The organism is Rhodococcus sp. BP-241 (assembly GCF_019836145.1).
In the GTDB taxonomy this organism is placed as follows: Bacteria; Actinomycetota; Actinomycetes; order Mycobacteriales; family Mycobacteriaceae; genus Rhodococcoides.
Genome location: NZ_JABUEI010000001.1, coordinates 453,196 through 470,640 on the forward strand (window position 1 = coordinate 453,196; position 17,445 = coordinate 470,640).

The 17,445-nt window shown below is 69.6% G+C and carries 15 protein-coding genes; 3 read left to right on the plus strand and 12 right to left on the minus strand.

The window, feature by feature from the left end; all coding sequences use genetic code 11:
- Positions 1 to 20 precede the first annotated feature (20 nt).
- Together HQ308_RS02105 and HQ308_RS02110 are read right to left on the minus strand one after the other, a co-directional pair.
- Entirely contained in the window at positions 21 to 2,738 is a 2,718-nt protein-coding gene (locus HQ308_RS02105) for a DNA translocase FtsK (RefSeq protein ID WP_222645316.1), read from the minus strand.
- Positions 2,739 to 2,804: 66 nt separating this feature from the next.
- Positions 2,805 to 3,434, minus strand: coding sequence for a TIGR03085 family metal-binding protein (locus tag HQ308_RS02110; protein ID WP_056444917.1), 630 nt, complete (start codon positions 3,432 to 3,434; stop codon positions 2,805 to 2,807).
- Between the two features lie 36 nt (positions 3,435 to 3,470).
- On the opposite strand from HQ308_RS02110, the gene HQ308_RS02115 reads away from it, so the two are divergent.
- A complete protein-coding gene (locus HQ308_RS02115) occupies positions 3,471 to 4,244 on the plus strand; it encodes a sulfite exporter TauE/SafE family protein (RefSeq protein ID WP_056444919.1) in 774 nt (257 codons plus the stop codon).
- Between the two features lie 78 nt (positions 4,245 to 4,322).
- Here the strand turns inward: HQ308_RS02115 and HQ308_RS02120 are convergent, their stop codons facing one another.
- Genes HQ308_RS02120 through HQ308_RS02140 form a run of 5 tightly spaced genes read right to left on the minus strand, consistent with a single transcriptional unit; the run spans position 4,323 to position 10,306 of the window.
- Positions 4,323 to 6,347 (minus strand): ribonuclease J, encoded by a 2,025-nt coding sequence (locus HQ308_RS02120; protein ID WP_027505112.1) that lies wholly within the window; start codon positions 6,345 to 6,347, stop codon positions 4,323 to 4,325.
- On the minus strand, positions 6,347 to 7,303 hold the full coding sequence (gene dapA / locus HQ308_RS02125; RefSeq protein WP_081821173.1) for a 4-hydroxy-tetrahydrodipicolinate synthase: 957 nt from the start codon (positions 7,301 to 7,303) through the stop codon (positions 6,347 to 6,349). The genes HQ308_RS02120 and dapA overlap by 1 nt, the downstream gene beginning before the upstream one ends.
- 57 nt (positions 7,304 to 7,360) lie before the next feature.
- On the minus strand, positions 7,361 to 8,134 hold the full coding sequence (gene thyX, locus HQ308_RS02130) for an FAD-dependent thymidylate synthase (RefSeq protein ID WP_222645317.1): 774 nt from the start codon (positions 8,132 to 8,134) through the stop codon (positions 7,361 to 7,363).
- Positions 8,135 to 8,160: 26 nt separating this feature from the next.
- Positions 8,161 to 9,402 carry a winged helix-turn-helix domain-containing protein gene (locus tag HQ308_RS02135; RefSeq protein ID WP_222645318.1) on the minus strand — a complete coding sequence of 414 codons (1,242 nt, stop codon included), beginning with the start codon at positions 9,400 to 9,402 and terminating at the stop codon, positions 8,161 to 8,163.
- Entirely contained in the window at positions 9,395 to 10,306 is a 912-nt protein-coding gene (locus tag HQ308_RS02140; RefSeq protein ID WP_027505108.1) for a DMT family transporter, read from the minus strand. Before HQ308_RS02140 ends, HQ308_RS02135 begins: the two co-directional genes overlap by 8 nt.
- A gap of 122 nt (positions 10,307 to 10,428) precedes the next feature.
- Between HQ308_RS02140 and HQ308_RS02145 the strand changes: the two genes are divergently transcribed.
- A complete protein-coding gene (locus HQ308_RS02145) occupies positions 10,429 to 11,199 on the plus strand; it encodes a trans-aconitate 2-methyltransferase (RefSeq protein ID WP_222645319.1) in 771 nt (256 codons plus the stop codon).
- A gap of 38 nt (positions 11,200 to 11,237) precedes the next feature.
- Positions 11,238 to 11,891 (plus strand): DUF3105 domain-containing protein, encoded by a 654-nt coding sequence (locus tag HQ308_RS02150; RefSeq protein ID WP_222645320.1) that lies wholly within the window; start codon positions 11,238 to 11,240, stop codon positions 11,889 to 11,891.
- Here HQ308_RS02150 and HQ308_RS02155 read toward each other — a convergent pair whose 3' ends face one another.
- From HQ308_RS02155 to HQ308_RS02175, 5 genes are all read right to left on the minus strand, one after another.
- Positions 11,892 to 12,344, minus strand: coding sequence for an NAD(P)H-dependent oxidoreductase (locus HQ308_RS02155; RefSeq protein ID WP_308115642.1), 453 nt, complete (start codon positions 12,342 to 12,344; stop codon positions 11,892 to 11,894). It lies immediately after the preceding gene.
- Complete coding sequence (locus tag HQ308_RS02160; RefSeq protein WP_197027766.1) at positions 12,341 to 12,763, minus strand: hypothetical protein; 423 nt, start codon at positions 12,761 to 12,763, stop codon at positions 12,341 to 12,343. Before HQ308_RS02160 ends, HQ308_RS02155 begins: the two co-directional genes overlap by 4 nt.
- A 70-nt stretch (positions 12,764 to 12,833) precedes the next feature.
- Positions 12,834 to 13,586, minus strand: coding sequence for a 4-hydroxy-tetrahydrodipicolinate reductase (gene dapB / locus HQ308_RS02165; protein ID WP_027505103.1), 753 nt, complete (start codon positions 13,584 to 13,586; stop codon positions 12,834 to 12,836).
- A gap of 35 nt (positions 13,587 to 13,621) precedes the next feature.
- Positions 13,622 to 14,728, minus strand: a complete 1,107-nt coding sequence (locus HQ308_RS02170; protein ID WP_056444936.1) for a zinc-binding dehydrogenase — start codon at positions 14,726 to 14,728, stop codon at positions 13,622 to 13,624.
- 9 nt (positions 14,729 to 14,737) lie between these two features.
- Positions 14,738 to 17,431 carry a glucosidase gene (locus tag HQ308_RS02175; RefSeq protein ID WP_222645321.1) on the minus strand — a complete coding sequence of 898 codons (2,694 nt, stop codon included), beginning with the start codon at positions 17,429 to 17,431 and terminating at the stop codon, positions 14,738 to 14,740.
- Positions 17,432 to 17,445 lie beyond the last annotated feature (14 nt).

Sequence of the window (17,445 nt, forward strand, 5' to 3'; positions counted from 1 at the left end):
AATTCACAACGGGGCCACCGTCACTCGTCCGGATTGTCCGACTCTCCCGGATCCCCGCCCTTGATCGACCACAGCAGCCCGTCCAACTCGTCGGGCTTGACCAGGACGTCGCGGGCCTTCGATCCCTCGCTCGGGCCGACCACGCCGCGCGTCTCCATCAGATCCATGAGCCTGCCGGCCTTGGCGAAGCCGACGCGCAACTTGCGCTGCAGCATGGACGTCGAGCCGAACTGACTCGTCACGACGAGTTCGACGGCTTGGAGCAGCACGTCGAGATCGTCGCCGATGTCGGCGTCGACGTCCTTCTTCTCCGCGGCCTTCTGCGCGGTGACGCCCTCCTGGTACTCCGGCTCCGCCTGGTTCTTGGCGAAGTCGACGACCGCGGTGATCTCCTCGTCGGTGATGAAGGCGCCCTGTAGACGGGTGGGCTTGCCCGCGCCCATCGGCAGGAACAGGGCGTCGCCCATACCGATGAGCTTCTCCGCACCCTGCTGATCCAGGATGACGCGGGAGTCGGTCAGCGACGACGTGGCGAACGCGAGCCTGGACGGGACGTTGGTCTTGATCAGGCCCGTGACGACGTCGACGGACGGGCGCTGGGTCGCGAGCACGAGGTGGATGCCGGCCGCGCGCGCCTTCTGCGTGATGCGGACGATCGCCTCCTCCACGTCCCGCGGCGCGGTCATCATCAGGTCCGCGAGCTCGTCGACGATCGCGAGGATGTACGGGTAGGGCTTGTAGACGCGCTCGCTGCCGAGCGGTGCGGTGATCTCGCCCGACTTCACCTTCTTGTTGAAGTCGTCGACGTGGCGCACCCTGTTTGCCTGCATGTCCTGGTAGCGCTGCTCCATCTCCTCGACCAGCCAGGCGAGGGCCGCGGCAGCCTTCTTCGGCTGCGTGATGATCGGCGTGATGAGGTGCGGAATCCCCTCGTACGGGGTCAGCTCGACCATCTTGGGGTCGATGAGGATCATCCGGACCTCCTCCGGCGTCGCCCGCGCGAGCAACGACACCAGCATGGAGTTGACGAAGCTCGACTTGCCCGAGCCGGTGGAGCCCGCCACCAGGAGGTGCGGCATCTTCGCGAGGTTGGCGCTGACGAAGTCGCCCTCGATGTCCTTGCCGAGGCCGATGACCAGAGGATGGTGATCCTTGCGGGTCGAGGGCGCCGTCAGCACGTCGGCCAGGCGGACCATCTCGCGGTCGGAGTTGGGCACCTCGATGCCCACCGCCGACTTGCCGGGGATGGGGGCCAGCAGACGCACGTTGTCGGTGGCCACCGCGTACGCGATGTTGCGGGCGAGCGCCGTGATCTTCTCGACCTTGACGCCCGGTCCGAGCTCGACCTCGTAGCGCGTGACCGTCGGTCCGCGGGTGAAGCCGGTGACGGCGGCGTCGATCTTGAACTGCTCGAGGACCTCGGAGATCGCCTCGATCATCGCGTCGTTCGCCTGGCTGCGCGTCTTCGGCGGATCGCCGTCGATCAGCAGGGACAGCGAGGGCAGGACGTAGTCGCCGTCGACGACGCGGTCCACGACGAGTTTGTCGTCCTCCTTCGGCTTCGGCGGAGTCGCCGCGACGACCGGAGTGGGCTTCGGCTTCGGCGTCGGCTCGACCGCCGGTTCCTTCGCACGCGTGCGGACGGGCGGCGGCACCGGCACGTACTCGGTGGGAGCGTCGTCCACCGGTGCCGACTCCTCCACCGGGTACGCGTCGGTCGGCGCGGACGATCGGCGGCGGCGCGACCTCGCCGGCTTCTCGTCGACCGGGTAGCCGTCGGCGTCGAACAGGGCCGGGTCGTACTCGTCGTACGAGGAGCCGTAGCCCGCGGAGTCGTACCCGTTCGGTGCGAAGTCACCGAGGTGCGACTCCTCCTCCCAGTCCTCGTAGTCGCTGTACTCGTCGCCGCGGTTCGCCGTACCGAACAGGGTCCGCAGACGCGCGGGGATGTCGCGCACGGTCGTCCCGGTGAGGAGAAGGACGCCGAACAGGACCGCGAGCAGGAGCAGCGGCACGGCGAGCCAGACGGTGACCCCGCTGCTGAGCGGACCGCCGACGACGAAGCCGACGAAGCCGCCGCCGGACGCACGCCCGGCCAGGTCGTCCGGTGATCCGGAACCCAGATGCCAGAGTCCGAGCATCGGCAGGCCGACGAGCAGAGACCCGAGGACGAGCCGGGGGCGGTCGTCGGGAGCGGGTTCGGTCCGCATCAGGGCTACGGCGACGCCGATGCCGAGCAGCGGCAGCAGGATGGCCGCGCTGCCGACGACGGCGCGCAGCCCGATCTCGATCCACTCCCCGACCGGGCCACCGGCCGAGAACCAGAGACCGGCGGCGACGACCACGCTGACCGCGAGGCACCCGAGGGCGATGCCGTCGCGGCGGTGGCCGTGTTCGATGTCGGCGGCCTTGCCGACGGTGCGAGTGGTGGCACCGAGTCCGCGCGCGGCGAGGCCCCACCCCTTGCCGATGCCGCGACCCACGGAGTTCAGGGCCGCGCGACCGGGCGAGATCGTGCGCTTGGGGGCGCTGCGAGGTCGGGCTCCGGACGACGACCGTGCGGTACCGGACGAGCGAGTCGCCGGGGTGCGCCCGGTGGACGACCGGGGGGCGGTGGGCTTGCGCGGCGTCGTGACCGTCCGCCCGCGTCCGGTGGAGGCACCACTCGTGCCGGTGCCTGCCTTGCTCGATCCGGCCGCGCCGGATCGGGACGCGCGCGTACTCGTCTTGCCTGCCATACCCGTCAGGCTAGTCGGTCGACCCCATCCGGACCATCCGCAACACCAGTAACAGCTCGACCGCTGTCACACGCCGCGGTCGAGGCCCTTCACCGCGGCGACGTCCGCTTGGTCGCCGTCGAACTCCAGCACCACCGCATCGCGGCCGAACGCGTGCAGCACCAGCTCCGACGGCTCCCCGCGCAGCGCCACCCGGCGCGAGGCCGACTTCTTCCCGAACGTCCGCCGACGACCGTCCGGGGTCTCCACGTCCACGGCCACGGGGGCTCCCCTGTAGGCGACACGGCCGAGCAGACCCAGCAGACCCCACAGGGCGGTCTGCATCTCGGCGCTCAGTTCTCGCGGAGTCGGTGCGGATCCGTCGGCCCGCCGGACGTCCTCGTGGTGGACGAACATCTCCCCGAGGTTGATCTGCGCGTCGAGGAGCTTGTACGGCGACCACACCGGAGGTCCCGTGCGCACGTCGTCGACGAGACCCACCCACTCCCCCGCGGCGACCGAGTCCTGCACGCGGCGCGTGTACCCCGCCAGCGGCGGTAGGAAGATGCCCGGAGCCGCATCCAGGCGGCGTTCGCGGATCACCAGATGCGCCGCAAGATCCCGGACGGTCCAGTCACCGCACAGGGTGGGAGCGTCCGGACCGACCTTCGCCATCGTGTCGGCCAGTTCCAGACGTTCGTCGTGCGCAAGGCTCATGACACACGAATCTAGCCGTGTCGTACGGTCGCCGGTGTGCCCGTCTCCGAAATAGTCCTCGTGCTGCTCGCGGGGTTCGCCGCCGGTGGCATCAACGCCGTCGTCGGGTCAGGAACGCTCATCACGTTCCCCACTCTCATCGCCTTCGGTTACCCACCCGTCACGGCGACCATGAGCAATGCGATCGGACTGGTGGCAGGCAGCGCCTCCGGCGCATGGGGCTACCGACGCGAACTACGCGGCCAGTGGTCGCGGTTGCGCTGGCAGCTCCCCGGATCGCTGCTCGGCGGCGTGCTCGGTGCCTGGCTCCTGCAGCACCTGCCCGAGAAGACCTTCACCGCCGTGGTTCCGGTGCTGCTGATCCTGGCGCTGGTCCTGGTGGTCACCGGCCCCCGCATCCAGGCCTGGGCCCAGAAGCGCTCCGAGCCGGACACCGCCGCCGGGATCGGCCGCGGACGCTTCGTACTGCTGGTGATCGGGACGTTCGCCGTGGGTGTCTACGGCGGCTACTTCACCGCGGCCCAGGGCATTCTGCTGATGGGCGTCATGGGCGCGTTGCTGCCGGAGAACATCCAGCGCATGAACGCGGCCAAGAATCTGCTGTCGCTCGTGGTCAACGTCGTGGCGGCGGCATCGTTCATCATCTTCGCCTTCGACCGGATCAGTTGGGCGGCAGCCGGTCTCATCGCCGTCAGCTCCCTGATCGGCGGCGCGGTGGGAGCACGGTACGGCCGGCGTCTGTCACCGCGGGTGCTGCGTGCCTGCATCGTCCTGCTGGGCCTCGTCGGTCTGTACAACCTGCTCGCCTAGCCGGCCGACGACGGGGCGAGAGACACGACAGGCCGGCGCCGGGGTGTCCCCGGGGCCGGCCTGTCGAGTGCGACCGTGTCAGCTCGGCGTGACCTCGAGCACGGTCGGCACGATCATCGGCTTGCGGCGGTACTTGTCCGCCACCCAGCGACCGACGATGCGGCGGACCGACTGCGCGATGCGGTGCGTGTCCCGCACACCCTCGCCGGCGAGACGCACCAACTCCGCCTCGACCAGCTGCGCCGCTTCCTTCAGTGCCGCGGGATCGTCGGAGAAGCCGCGACCCGAGACTTCGGGAGTGCCGACGGACTTGCCGGTGGTGGTGTCCACGGCCATGGTGATGGCGATGAAGCCGCCCTCACCGAGGACGAGGCGGTCGGACAACGTCGAGTCGCCCACGTCGCCGACGGACAGGCCGTCGACGTACACGTGGCCGACCGGCACCTGGCCGACGATCTCGGCGAGGCCGTCGACCATATCCACGACGACGCCGTCCTCGGCCAACACCACGCGCTCCTCCGGCACACCCGTCGACACCGCGAGAGCGGCATTGGCGCGCAGGTGCCGCCACTCGCCGTGTACGGGCATCGCGTTGGTGGGACGGACCGCGTTGTAGAGGTACAGCAGCTCGCCGGCCGACGCGTGGCCGGAGACGTGCACCTTGGCGCTCTGCTGCGTGACCACCTTGGCGCCACGCTTCGCGAGCCCGTTGACGACGGCGAACACGGAGTTCTCGTTGCCGGGGATCAGCGACGACGCGAGGACGACCAGGTCGTCGGCACGGATGTTGATCTGACGATGCTCACCCCGCGCCATCCGGGACAGCGCGGAGAGCGGCTCGCCCTGAGAGCCGGTGGAGACCAGGACCAGCTTGTCGTCCGCGAGCTTCGTCGCGGTGTCCATGTCGACCTCGACACCCGAGGGCACCGTCAGGTACCCGAGCTCCTGGGCGATGGCCATGTTGCGCACCATCGACCGCCCGACGAAGGCGACCTTGCGGTTGTAGCGGTGTGCGACGTCGATGACCTGCTGGATGCGGTGCACGTGGCTCGCGAACGACGCGACGATCACGCGGTTCCTGGCCTTGCCGATGACCGTGTCCAGGACACCGCCGATCTCACGCTCGGGCGTGACGAATCCGGGCACCTCGGCGTTGGTGGAGTCCACCAGGAAGAGGTCGACACCCTCGTCGCCGAGTCGCGAGAACCCGCCGAGATCGGTCAGGCGGCCGTCGAGCGGCAGCTGGTCGAGCTTGATGTCGCCGGTGTGCAGCGCGACACCGGCATCGGTACGGATGGCGACGGCGAGCGCGTCGGGGATCGAGTGGTTGACCGCGAAGTACTCGAGCTCGAACGGTCCGTGGTTCGTGCTCTCGCCCTCGCGCACCTCGACGAGCTTCGGCTTCTGGCGGTGCTCACGGCACTTCGCCGCCAGCAGCGCCAACGTGAACTTGGAGCCGATGACCGGGATGTCCGGGCGCAGGCGCAGCAGGAACGGCACGGCACCGATGTGGTCCTCGTGACCGTGGGTGAGCACCAGGGCGACCACGTCGTCCATCCGGTTCTCGATGTGACGGAAGTCCGGGAGGATCAGGTCGACACCGGGCTGTGCGTCCTCGGGGAAGAGCACACCGCAGTCGACGATGAGCAGCTTGCCCTTGTGCTCGAAGACCGTCATGTTGCGGCCGATCTCGCCGATGCCGCCGAGAGCGACGACGCGGAGACCGTTCTTCGGTGCCTTGGGCGGAGCTCCGAGTCGCTGCGTCTTGTCCACGACCGTGCGCGCATCGGGTCGCTGGATGGCAGCGGAGTTCTGCGGGGTGCGCGCGGGACGCGACCGAGGACCGCGGCCCCCACCCGAGCCCGAGTTGCCGTTCGACGATCGCGAGCCGCCCGACTGGCGGTCGCGGCCGGTCGGCGCGTCCTTCACGGGCGCCTCCTTCACGGGAGCGGCTTTCGCCGGCGCCTGCGCCGCGGGGGCGTCCTGCACGGGCGCGGCCTCGGCCTTCGGTGCAGGAGGAGCGGGCTGCTGTTCCTGCGGAGGAAGTTCCGCGGGCGGTCCGGCACTACGGGTGGCACTGCGCCGCCTGGGCGGTCGAGTCATCAAAGAACTCCTGCACGGTGAAGATCGGCTGCCAGAGCATCGATCTGATCGGTGGACGGTGGAACTTGCGGCAGACGGGGCTCCCCCACGTCGATGCCGAGAAGACGAAGGCCCGCCTTGGAGCCCGTGACGCCGCCGAGTCGGGCGAACGACCGCACGATCGGGAGCAGACCGACGTTGATGGCTTGCGCTGCGGCGATGTCGCCCGCGGCCCAGGCGGAGTGGAGATCCCGGAGCTTGCCGGGCACGAGGTGCCCGATGACGCTGACGAAGCCGACGGCCCCGACGGACAGCCAGGGCAGGTTGAGCGGGTCGTCGCCCGAGAAGTACTCGAGACCGGTCGAGGCGATGAGTTCGGCTCCCGCGGCGAGGTCGCCCTTCGCGTCCTTGACGGCGAGGATGCGCGGATGATCGGCGAGGCGACGCAACGTCTCCGTCTCGATCGGCACCACCGAGCGGGGCGGGATGTCGTACAGCATGACGGGCAGATCGGTCGAGTCGGCCACGGCGACGAAGTGGGCGTACAGGCCGGCCTGCGGCGGGCGCGAGTAGTACGGGGTGACGACGAGCAGTCCGTGTGCCCCGGCGTCGGCGGCGGCACGAGCGAGTTCGATGCTGTGCGCGGTGTCGTTGGTACCGGCGCCGGCGACGATGCGAGCGCGATCTCCGACGGCAGCGACCACGGCGCGCAGCAGGTCGGCCTTCTCGCGATCCGTCGTGGTCGGCGACTCGCCCGTCGTTCCCGAGATCACGAGGCTGTCGCACCCGCTCGAGACCAGATGCGCGGCCAGTGCGACGGAGGCGTCGATGTCGAGAGCACCGTCCGGAGTGAACGGTGTCACCATCGCGACGGAGACGGCACCGAACGGCGAGGGCGTGCTGCTCGTCTGCACTCGTGCCGCAGTGTCGACAGTCCCCGCAGCGTCGACAGTCCTCGCGGTGTCACCGATGGTCATGGTCAGGAAGGTTACCCGGTCCCCGTCCGGCCGCCGGACCCCCACGACCCGCGCCGCCTATTCCCCCGCGTACGAACTCCTGGCGACTTCCGTTCCGTCGGCCAGTGTCTCGATCTCGAAGTCGGCGAAGACGTCGGGTGCGACCTCGACGAGGCGCCGCAGGCAGGCCACCGCGAGCCGTCGGATCTCGAGATCCGCGTGCTCGGAGGCCCGCATGGTGACGAAATGCCGCCACGACCGGTAGTTCCCGGTCATCACCAGGCGCGTCTCCACGGCGTTCGGGAGCACTGAGCGCGCGGCCTGCCGCGCCTGCTTCCCGGCGACGACCGCAGGCGAGTCCGCACCGGTCTCCGCTTCGAGTGCGGACAGCAACGCGTCGTACGCGGCACGGGACGAGTCGGTCGCATTCTGGAACAACTCACGCAACGTCGCGTCGGACTCGAGAGCTGGAGGCACGACCATCAGCGCGTCGCGTTCGGACACCGAACGCTGGGAGAGCTGAGAGAAGGAGAAGTGGCGGTGCCGGATCAACTCGTGACTGCAGGAGCGTGAGATGCCGGTGATGTAGAAACTCGCGGACGCGTGCTCGAACACCGACCAGTTCCCCACGGCCAGTAGATGGTTGAGATACCCGGCGTTGGTCGCGGTGCGCGGATTGGGCTTCGACCAGCTCTGGTAGCAGGCCCGGCCGGCGAACTCGACCAACGCCTGACCGCCGTCGGCGTCGGTCCCCCACGGCACCTCCGACGGAGGGGTGAAGGACGTCGCGGCCACGAGCTGAACGGACAACGGGGCACCGGCTCGATGCTCTGACACTGGACGCTGGGACATTCGACACAGACTATGGGGTGGCGGAGTCATCGAGAGACGGCGCGTACCTCGCGGCCCAGGTCGGCCGCGAGATCCCCACGGTCACCGACCACGACGTCGGCCACGTCCAGCCATCGCGCCATCTCCGTCACCGACGCGGCCAGCGCCGCCGCCACCTCGCCACGGCGGCCGCGGGCGTCGACGGAGGGCTCGGTGAACGCACCGGGCACCGTGAGCACTCCGGCGGAGCGATCGACCCGGATGTCGACGCGGGCGACGAGCTCGTCGTGCAGCAGGAACGGGAAGACGTAGTACCCGTACGTCCGCTTCGGCTCGGGCGTGTAGATCTCGATGCGGTAGTGGAAGTCGAAGAGACGCTCGGTGCGCGGACGCCCGAAGATCAGCGGATCGAACGGGCACAGCAGTGCGGCCGACTCGACCGACCGCGGTACCCGGGTGTCTCGATGCAGGAAAGCCTGATCCCGCCACCCGGTCACGGTCACGGGCACCAGCACGCCCGCGTCCACCAGGTCGGCCACGGCCCGAGTGGTCTGGGCCGCCGACAGCCGGTAGTGATCGCGCAGGTCGGCCGCCGTGGCGACCCCCATCGCCTCGGCCGACTTCTCGACGAGCTGACGCACCGCGTCCACCTCGTCCACCCGTCGCGACACGACGTCCGGGGGCAGCACGCGCTCGGCGAGGTCGTACAGCCTCGTGAACCGTTCCCGCCGCGGTACCGACAACACGCCGCCGGCGAAGAGCTGTTCGCACACCACCTTGACGTCACTGTGGTCCCACCACGGCCCCTTGGGGCCGGGTCTCCGGCGATCCAGCAGAACTTCGAGCTCTCGCGCGGTGACGGGCCCCTGGTCGCGGATCGCGTCGAGCACGTCCTCCACCAGTCCGGGACTGCGCGCAGCGACCCTCGCGGCGCCGCCCCACCGACCGTGCTCGTACTGATCCATCCGCCACCGCATCAGCGGCCAGTCGGCGACGGGCAGGAATGCCGCCTCGTGCGCCCAGTACTCGACGAGCAGGCGCGGCGATCGCGCCATGTCGGTCCACGCCGCATCGTCCAGCGCCTGACGGTCGTAGGGGCCGACACGACTGAACACCGGCGCGTAGTGCGCCCGCACCGCCGCGGACACCGAATCGATCTGCAGCAACTTCGTCGAGCGCACCACACCCACCACCGCGCGCCTGCCGGAGACCGCACCGGACCGCGCTCGACCGAAGCCCTGGGCCGCGACGGCCGTGCGACGCGCTGCCGCCGCGGACAGCTCACGCATGGGCACCGCCCGCGTTCGTCCGGGCGTGGGTCACTCCGGCGTCGACGACGGACACCAGGAGCAGCACCGCACCGACGGCGCCCACCGCCGTGAGTCGTTCGTCCAGCAGGATCACTGCGAGGACGGTACCGGTGAGAGGTTCGAGGAGTGCGACGACCGCCGCCGTCGACGCCGCCGCGGTCCGCAGTCCGCGGAAGTACGCGCTGTAGGCCACAGCCGTCGGGACGAGGGCGAAGCTGAGCACGAGGAGAATGCTCGTCACCGACACGACCGGGAGCAGCGCCGTGCGGTCCGTGGCTGTCGCTGCCACCGCGAGCAGCGCCCCGCCCAGCACGAACGACCATCCGGTGACGACGGTGTCGTCGCCCTGCGCGGCATGTCGACGACCGACGAGGGTCATCGTCGCGAACGCACTGCCCGACACCACCGCCAGAGCGCCGCCCACGACGGTGGATCGCAGATCGCCGTCGGCCGGGGAACCGACGAGCAGCCCGAGCCCCGCGACACCGACGACGACGGTCCGCACGACGGCACCCGCCGGGCGGCGACGTGCCGTCAGCGACTCCACGAGGACGACCACCACCGGAGCCGACCCGATGGTCACCAGGGTCGCGGCCGCCACGCCCGCCGTGACGGTGGCCGCGAAGTAGGCACCCTGGAAGACCGCGGCGAGTGTTCCGATGACGGCGATGCGACGCCACACAGGTCGGCCGCGCGGCAGGACGCCCCCGGTCGCGGCCACGACCGCGAGGAGCATCAGCCCGCCGAGGCCGAGCCGGTACGCGGCGACCGCGGTGGACGGGAGGTCCGCGGAGCGACCCAGCGCGGTTCCGAGAACACCGCCGGTCCCCCACAGCACGGCGGCGACGACGAGCAACGCCACACCGGATCGCGGGTACTGCACCGGCAGCCTCCTCACCCTCACGTGTCCAGCGACCGTAGCGCCGGTGGACAGTGCTGCTCACTCCGGCGTAGCGTGCGTAACAGTACAAGCGTACTGTTTGCCGGCCCGACGAAGGAGCCATCATGTGGAGCCCGCCCGACTACCTCACCTTCGCCGACGAGCGCACCCGTCCGTTCCGCGAACTGCTCGCACGCATCTCTGTCGGGAGTCCCCGGCGCGTCGCCGATCTCGGCTGCGGCCCGGGCAATGCGACGGCGTTGCTCGCGCACCGCTGGCCGGACGCCGCCGTCGAGGCGTCGGACAACTCGCCGGACATGGTCGCGGCCGCGCGCGCTGCCGGTCTGGACGCCACCGTGCTCGACGTGCGGGACTGGGTGCCGTCCTCCGACACCGACGTCGTCGTCTCCAACGCGACTCTGCAGTGGGTGCCCGAACACCGGGAACTGCTGGCGCGCTGGCCCGGCCAGTTGCCGGACGGTGCCGTGATCGCCGTCCAGATGCCCGGCAATTTCGATGCACCGTCGCACCGCATCATCCGGGACCTCGCGACATCGGACGCCTGGGCGCCGCGACTTCCCACTCTCGAGCTGCGGCACGCGAACGCCGTGGACGATCCCGAGCAGTACGCCGACCTGCTGGCCGCCCGGGGTTGCGCCGTGGACGCCTGGGAGACCACGTACGTCCAGCAACTCCGTGGTGCCCGGCCCGTTCTCGACTGGGTCTCCGGCACCGCTCTCACCCCGATCTTCGACCTCCTCGACGAGAAGGGTCGGGACGAGTTCCGCGACGACCTCGCTCCGTTGTTGGCCGAGGCCTACCCGGCACGATCCGACGGGACCACCTTCTTCCCGTTCCGACGCGTCTTCGTCGTCGCGGTGGTGCGGAACGGCTGACGAGCAGGACGGTGCGGCCGGACGGATACTCTCGAATCATGCATCGGTCGGCGCTCGTTCCCCTGATCCTGTCGGCCGCCCTCCTCGCCGGGGGCTGCGGCAGGGCCGTCGAGGGACGTCCGACGGCCGACGAGTGGGTGCCCACCGCCGACAATCCCGACCCCTCTCTCGCGCTCGACGGCATCGAGGTGGTCGACTACCCGCCCGCCTACCACGTACTGCCGAACTACCGTGTGGCGTACGCCTTCTCACCGCCGATGGGTGGTCGACACGACAACGCGTGGGCGACGTGCACCGGCGTGGTCTATCCGGAGGCCGTGCGCACCGAGAACATGGTGCACTCCCTCGAACACGGTGCCGTGTGGATCGCATACGACCCCGAAGCGCTCGACGACGGCGAGATCGCAGCGCTGGCCGCGCGGGTGGAGGGCGAGCCGTACCTGATGATGTCGCCGTATCCGGGCATGGATCGCCGGATCTCGCTGCAGTCGTGGGGGCATCGCCTGGCAGTGGAGAGCAGCGACGACGAGCGCATCGACCGTTTCGTCTCGGCACTGCGCCTGAATCCGAACACTTTCCCGGAGCCCGGCGCGACGTGCGCGACCCTGCCCACCACGTTCGACACGGCGAACCCGCCGGCGTTCGTCGAGAGCGCGCCGGATCCCGCATCCCCGCTGACCCTTCCGGAGTGATCAGGCAGGCATGATCGTCGCGGCCACCGTGCCACCGAGTTCGACGAGCCGTTCCCGCGCAGCGGCGTCGAACCCGGTCACCTCGACGGGCACCGCGGCCGGCTCGAGGCCCCATCCGCTCACGATGCTCGACAGTGCGCGCACCGCGCCCGCAGTGTCGTTGTTGCCGTACACCCAGGCGCCCCAAGGCTTTCCGTTCATCGACCCGAGCGTCGGGTAGTACACCGTGTCGAGGAAATGCTTGAGAGCACCCGACATGTACCCGAAGTTCGCGGGAGTGCCGAGGAGGATGCCGTCCGCGTCGACCACGTCGGCGATCGTGGCACCCAGGGCCGGGCGCACCCGGACGTCGACACCCTCGATGTCGGGATCCCGCGCCCCGGCCAGCACCGCCTCGAGCATCTCCGCCATGGGCGGCGACACCGTGTGGTGCACCACCAGCAGGACGGTCACGCGCTCTCGGTGCGCTCGAGTTCCACGGCGCGCCGCATGATCTCGCGTGCGCGCCCGCGATCGCCCGCGTAGTCGTACGCACGGGCGAGACGGTAGTTGGTGCGCCAGTCGTCGGGCGACTTCTCGTACTCCGCCTTGACGTCCGCGAAGAGCGAATCCGCCGCGCCGCGCTCGATGCGCCCCGACGGCATGCGCGGAAGGTCGTCGACGTCCAGCTCGAGATTCTCGTCGTGGATCCGACGGGCCAGGTGCTGGTGCCGAAAACCCGCCCGCAGCGTCGCCGCCACGATCCACAGGCCCAGCAGCGGAAGGATCAGCACACCGATACCCAGCCCGATGTTCACCGGACCGCCGAGCTGGATGAAGTCGATCCCCCGCCCGCCCAGGATGACGAAGTAGACGCCGAGAACCAACACCATCACGGCGATGATCGCGACCACCCGCGAATACTTGCTCACTCCGACCGTCCTATGGACTTCCCGCTGCTCATCACAGATCCATCAGCGGTTCGATGCCCAACGTCAACCCGGGCCGCGCCGCGATGGACCGGACGCCCAGCAGCACACCGGGAGTGAAGGAGGTGCGGTCGATCGAGTCGTGCCGGATGGTGAGAGTCTCGCCCTGCGTTCCCAGGAGCACCTCCTGGTGCGCCACCAGACCGGCGAGGCGCACGGAGTGCACACGCACTCCGTCGACGTCGGCGCCGCGCGCACCGTCGAGTTCGGTGGTGGTCGCGTCGGGACTCGGGCCCACTCCCGCCGCGCGCCGCGCGTCCGCGATGAGCGCCGCCGTGCGGTACGCGGTGCCGGACGGCGCGTCCGCCTTGTTCGGGTGGTGCAGCTCGATCACCTCGACCGAGTCGAAGAAGCGTGCCGCCTGCTGCGCGAACGCCATCGACAGCACGGCGCCGATGGCGAAGTTGGGAGCGATGAGCACTCCGGTCGCGGGCGAGTCCGCGAGCCAGGACCGCACCTGATCGAGTCGCTCGTCGTCGAACCCGGTGGTGCCCACGACGGCATGGATCCCGGCGCCGATCAGGTACTGCAGGTTGTCCATGACGACACTGGGATGGGTGAAGTCGACCACGACCTGCGCGCCGTTCTCAGCGAACGTCTCGAGCCGGTCGTCCTTGTCCACGCGAGCGACGAGCTCCGTGTCGGCCGCGGCCTCGACGGCCTCGCACACCGCCTGGCCGACCTTGCCGGCCGCGCCGAGTACTCCGACACGTATCGCCTCTGTCACCTGTTCACCCCTCACCTGGAACCGTCGGGGACAGCCTAGTGGTCGAACTCGATGACCTGACGAATCGCCTTGCCGTCCGCCAGTTCGTCCATCGCCCGGTTGATCCCGTCGAGCGTGATGCGTGAGGACACCAGTTTCTCCACCGGGAAGCGGCCCTCGCGCCACATCTGCTCGTACGTCGGAATGTCCCGTTCGGGAACGGCGGACCCGAGGTAGCTCCCGACGATGGTCCGCGCCTCGGCCACGAGCGTGAGGGGCGAGATCGACGCTCGGGCGTCCGGCGACGGCAGGCCCACTGTCACGGTGGTGCCGCCCGGAGCAGTGGCAGCGAGAGCGGTCTCGAAGGCGCGCGCGTTGCCGGCGGCCTCCACGACGATCTGGGCACGCACGCCGGACTCGGCCAGTTCCTGCGGGGTGTACACGGACGTGGCGCCCAACTCGCGGGCCGTCTCCAGCTTCTCCGGCATCGAATCGACCCCGATGACGTCGCCCAGTCCGAGCGAGGCCGCGGTGAGCACCGCGGCCATGCCCACTCCGCCGAGCCCCACCACCATGATGGTGTCGCCCTCGGTGGGGGACGCGGCGTTCAGCAGTGCGCCGCCGCCGGTGAGCACCGCGCACCCGAGCACCGCGGCGACGGCCGGCGGGACGTCGTCGCCCACGGGCACCACCGACCGGCGGTCCACCACCGTGTGCGTCGCGAAACCGGACACCCCGAGGTGGTGCTTGATCTCGACGCCGTCGCGGCGCAGCCGCACGTCTCCGCCGAGCAGAGTGCCGGCGTTGTTGGCCGCGCTGCCGGGGATGCACGGTGTGCGCCCGTTCGACCGGCACCCCGAGCACTCACCGCATCGAGGCAGGAAGGTCATCACCACGCGCGTGCCGAGCGCGAGATCGACCCCCGGGCCGACGCCCTCGACGATGCCCGCGGCCTCGTGCCCCAGCAGCATCGGGACGGGGCGCACGCGGTTGCCGTCGACCACCGACAGATCGGAATGGCACAGCCCCGCCGCCTCGATGCGTACGAGGATCTCCCCCTCACCGGGAGGATCGAGCTCGAGCTCGGACACCGTCAGGGGACGCGACTCCGCGAACGGCCGCGAACGGCCGATCTCTTCCAGGACAGCTCCGCGAATCTTCATGCCGCCACGTTAACCCGGCGGCGTCGGCGGTTGCGGCACTCTGGGATTGAGAAGATGCGCGACCAGCGCGGTCCAGCCGGTCTGATGGCTGGCGCCGAGCCCCTCTCCGGTGTCCCCGTCGAAGTACTCGCTGAAGGTCGGATGCTCCGACCACAGCGGATCGTCCGAGGACTCGATGCGATCGCCGTCCGACGGCCGACCGGATCCGCGCACGCGGAACAGGTCCGCGAGGCCGTTCTCGATGATCTCGGCGGCCTCGACCAGGGTGTGCTGCACGCCGGACCCGGTGGGGATCTCGATGGTGAACGTGTCGCCGAAGTAGCGACCGTAGGCGCGGAGCTTGTCGGCGAGCAGCACGTTGACGGGGAACCACACCGGGCCGCGCCAGTTCGAGTTCCCGCCGAACATCGACGTGCGGGACTCCCCCGGCTCGTACTCGATGGACAGTGATCGGCCCTCGACCTCCATCGTGACGCCGTCGCGGTAGGACGCGGACAGCGACCGGATACCGAAGGACGACAGGAACTCGTCGCTGTCGAACATGCGCTCGAGGATGCGCCGCAGCCGATCGGGATCCACGAGGGCGAGGAGCATGCGCCAGGTCCCGTTGTCGTTGCGCGACATCATCGGGGACACCAGATCCGGTCTCCGGTGCTGCAACCACCGCAAGCGAGACGTCAGGTCCGGACACTCCTTCGGCACCCACGACGGGATCTCGGTGGCCCCCAGGATCGGCAGGAGGCCCACCATCGAGCGCACCCGCAGCGGCACCGCGTCACCGTGCGGTGGGGCGAGGACGTCGTAGAAGAATCCGTCCTCCTCGTGCCACAGCGACATCTGCGCCGACCCGAAGGATCCCACGGCCTCCGCGATGGACAGGAAATGCGCGAAGAACTTCGTCGCGACGTCGTCCCAGGCGGAGTCGTGGCGTGCCAGTTCGATCGCGATCTTGAACATCTGCTGGCAGTAGAACGCCATCCAACTGGTCGCGTCGGACTGCTCGAGTCGGAAACCGGGAGGCAGTGGCTCCGAGCGGTTGAACATCCCGATGTTGTCCATCCCGAGGAAGCCGCCCTCGAAGATGTTGGAGCCGCCCGCGTCCTTGCGGTTGACCCACCACGAGAAGTTCAACAACAGCTTGGTGAACACCCGGACCAGGAACTCACGGTCGCGGTGTCCGTCGATGCGGTAGACCTGCCACACCGCCCACGCGTGGACCGGCGGGTTGACGTCTCCGAACTCCCACTCGTACGCGGGCAGTTGACCGTTGGGGTGCATCGCCCACTCGCGACACATCAGCACGAGCTGTTCCTTGGCGAAGTCCGGGTCGACGTGCGCCAGCGGGATGGTGTGGAAGGCGAGATCCCATGCGGCGAACCACGGGTACTCCCACTCGTCCGGCATGGAGACGACGTCCGCGAGCGAGAAGTGCGACCAGGCATGGTTGCGGGCGGTCGCGTCGAGTCGCGACTGCGGCGCCGACGCTCCCACCGGATCACCCTGCGCCCACTCGCGTACGTCGTAGCGGTAGAGCTGTTTGCACCACAGCAGGCCGGCGTAGGCGCGCCGTGCGACGTGGCGGTCTGCCGCGGACAGATCCGGGCCGATGACGTGGTCGTAGAACTGGTCCGCCTCGTACCGTCGGTCGGCGAGGACCGCGTCGAAGCCGGGGCCGAACGTGAACGAGTCCGGCACCGCGGTGCTCAACCGGAGACGGATGCTGCGGGTCTCGCCGGGCGCCACGTCGTCGAGCGAGTACCAGAACGCACTCTTCGTCCCCGTGCCGTCCGGATTGACGGCCGACTCGTCGCCCTCGACGATGCGCCGCCCGATGCCGTCCTTCGTCCAGGCCGAGAGGTTCTCCGCGGCGCCGAACAGCTCCACCGCATTCGTCTCGTTGTCGCAGAACAGCACTCGCGCATCACCCTGAGCGGCGAGGTGGTACCGGCCGAGAAAACCGTGCTCCGCACGCACCACGGCCATGTCACCGGGAAGCGCGTCCGCCGTGACGTCGACGATGGAGGCGGTGCGATCGTCGCGCCCCCAGGACCACGTGTTGCGCAACCACAGATGCGGCACCACGTCGACCGATGCGGCCTCGGGCCCGTGATTGGTGACGTCGACGACGATGCACACGTCGTCCGGCGACGCCTTGGCGTAGGTGACGACCACGTCGAAGAACCGGTTCTCGTCCAGCACCCCGGTGTCGGCCAGTTCGAACTCGCGGTCCATGCGTGTGCGCGCGCGGCTCGCCTCACGCAGCCCCTCGTAGGGGTACTCGGCCTGCGGGTAGCGGTAGAGCCAGGTCATCCAGCTGTGGGTGGGCGTTCCGTCGAGCGCCCACCAGTACTCCTTGGCGTCCTCGCCGTGATTGCCCTCACCGTTGGTGAGTCCGAACAGCCGCTCCTTGAGGATCGAATCGCGCCGGTTCCACAGGGCCACCGAGAAATTGAGGAAGCCGAAGCGGTCGCAGATGCCCCCGAGGCCGTCCTCGCCCCATCGGTAGGCGCGCGAGCGGGCGTGGTCGAAGGGGAAGGACTCCCAGGCGTTGCCGTCCTCGGAGTAGTCCTCGCGCACGGTGCCCCACTGACGGCCCGCGAGATACGGGCCCCAGGTACGCCAGGCGCTCTGTGCTCCGGGCGATTCGGCGAGCCGAGAGTGCTCGACGGTCGGGTGTGCAGGCTGATCTGCGGCGTCGGTCACCGCCACAGTGTGCC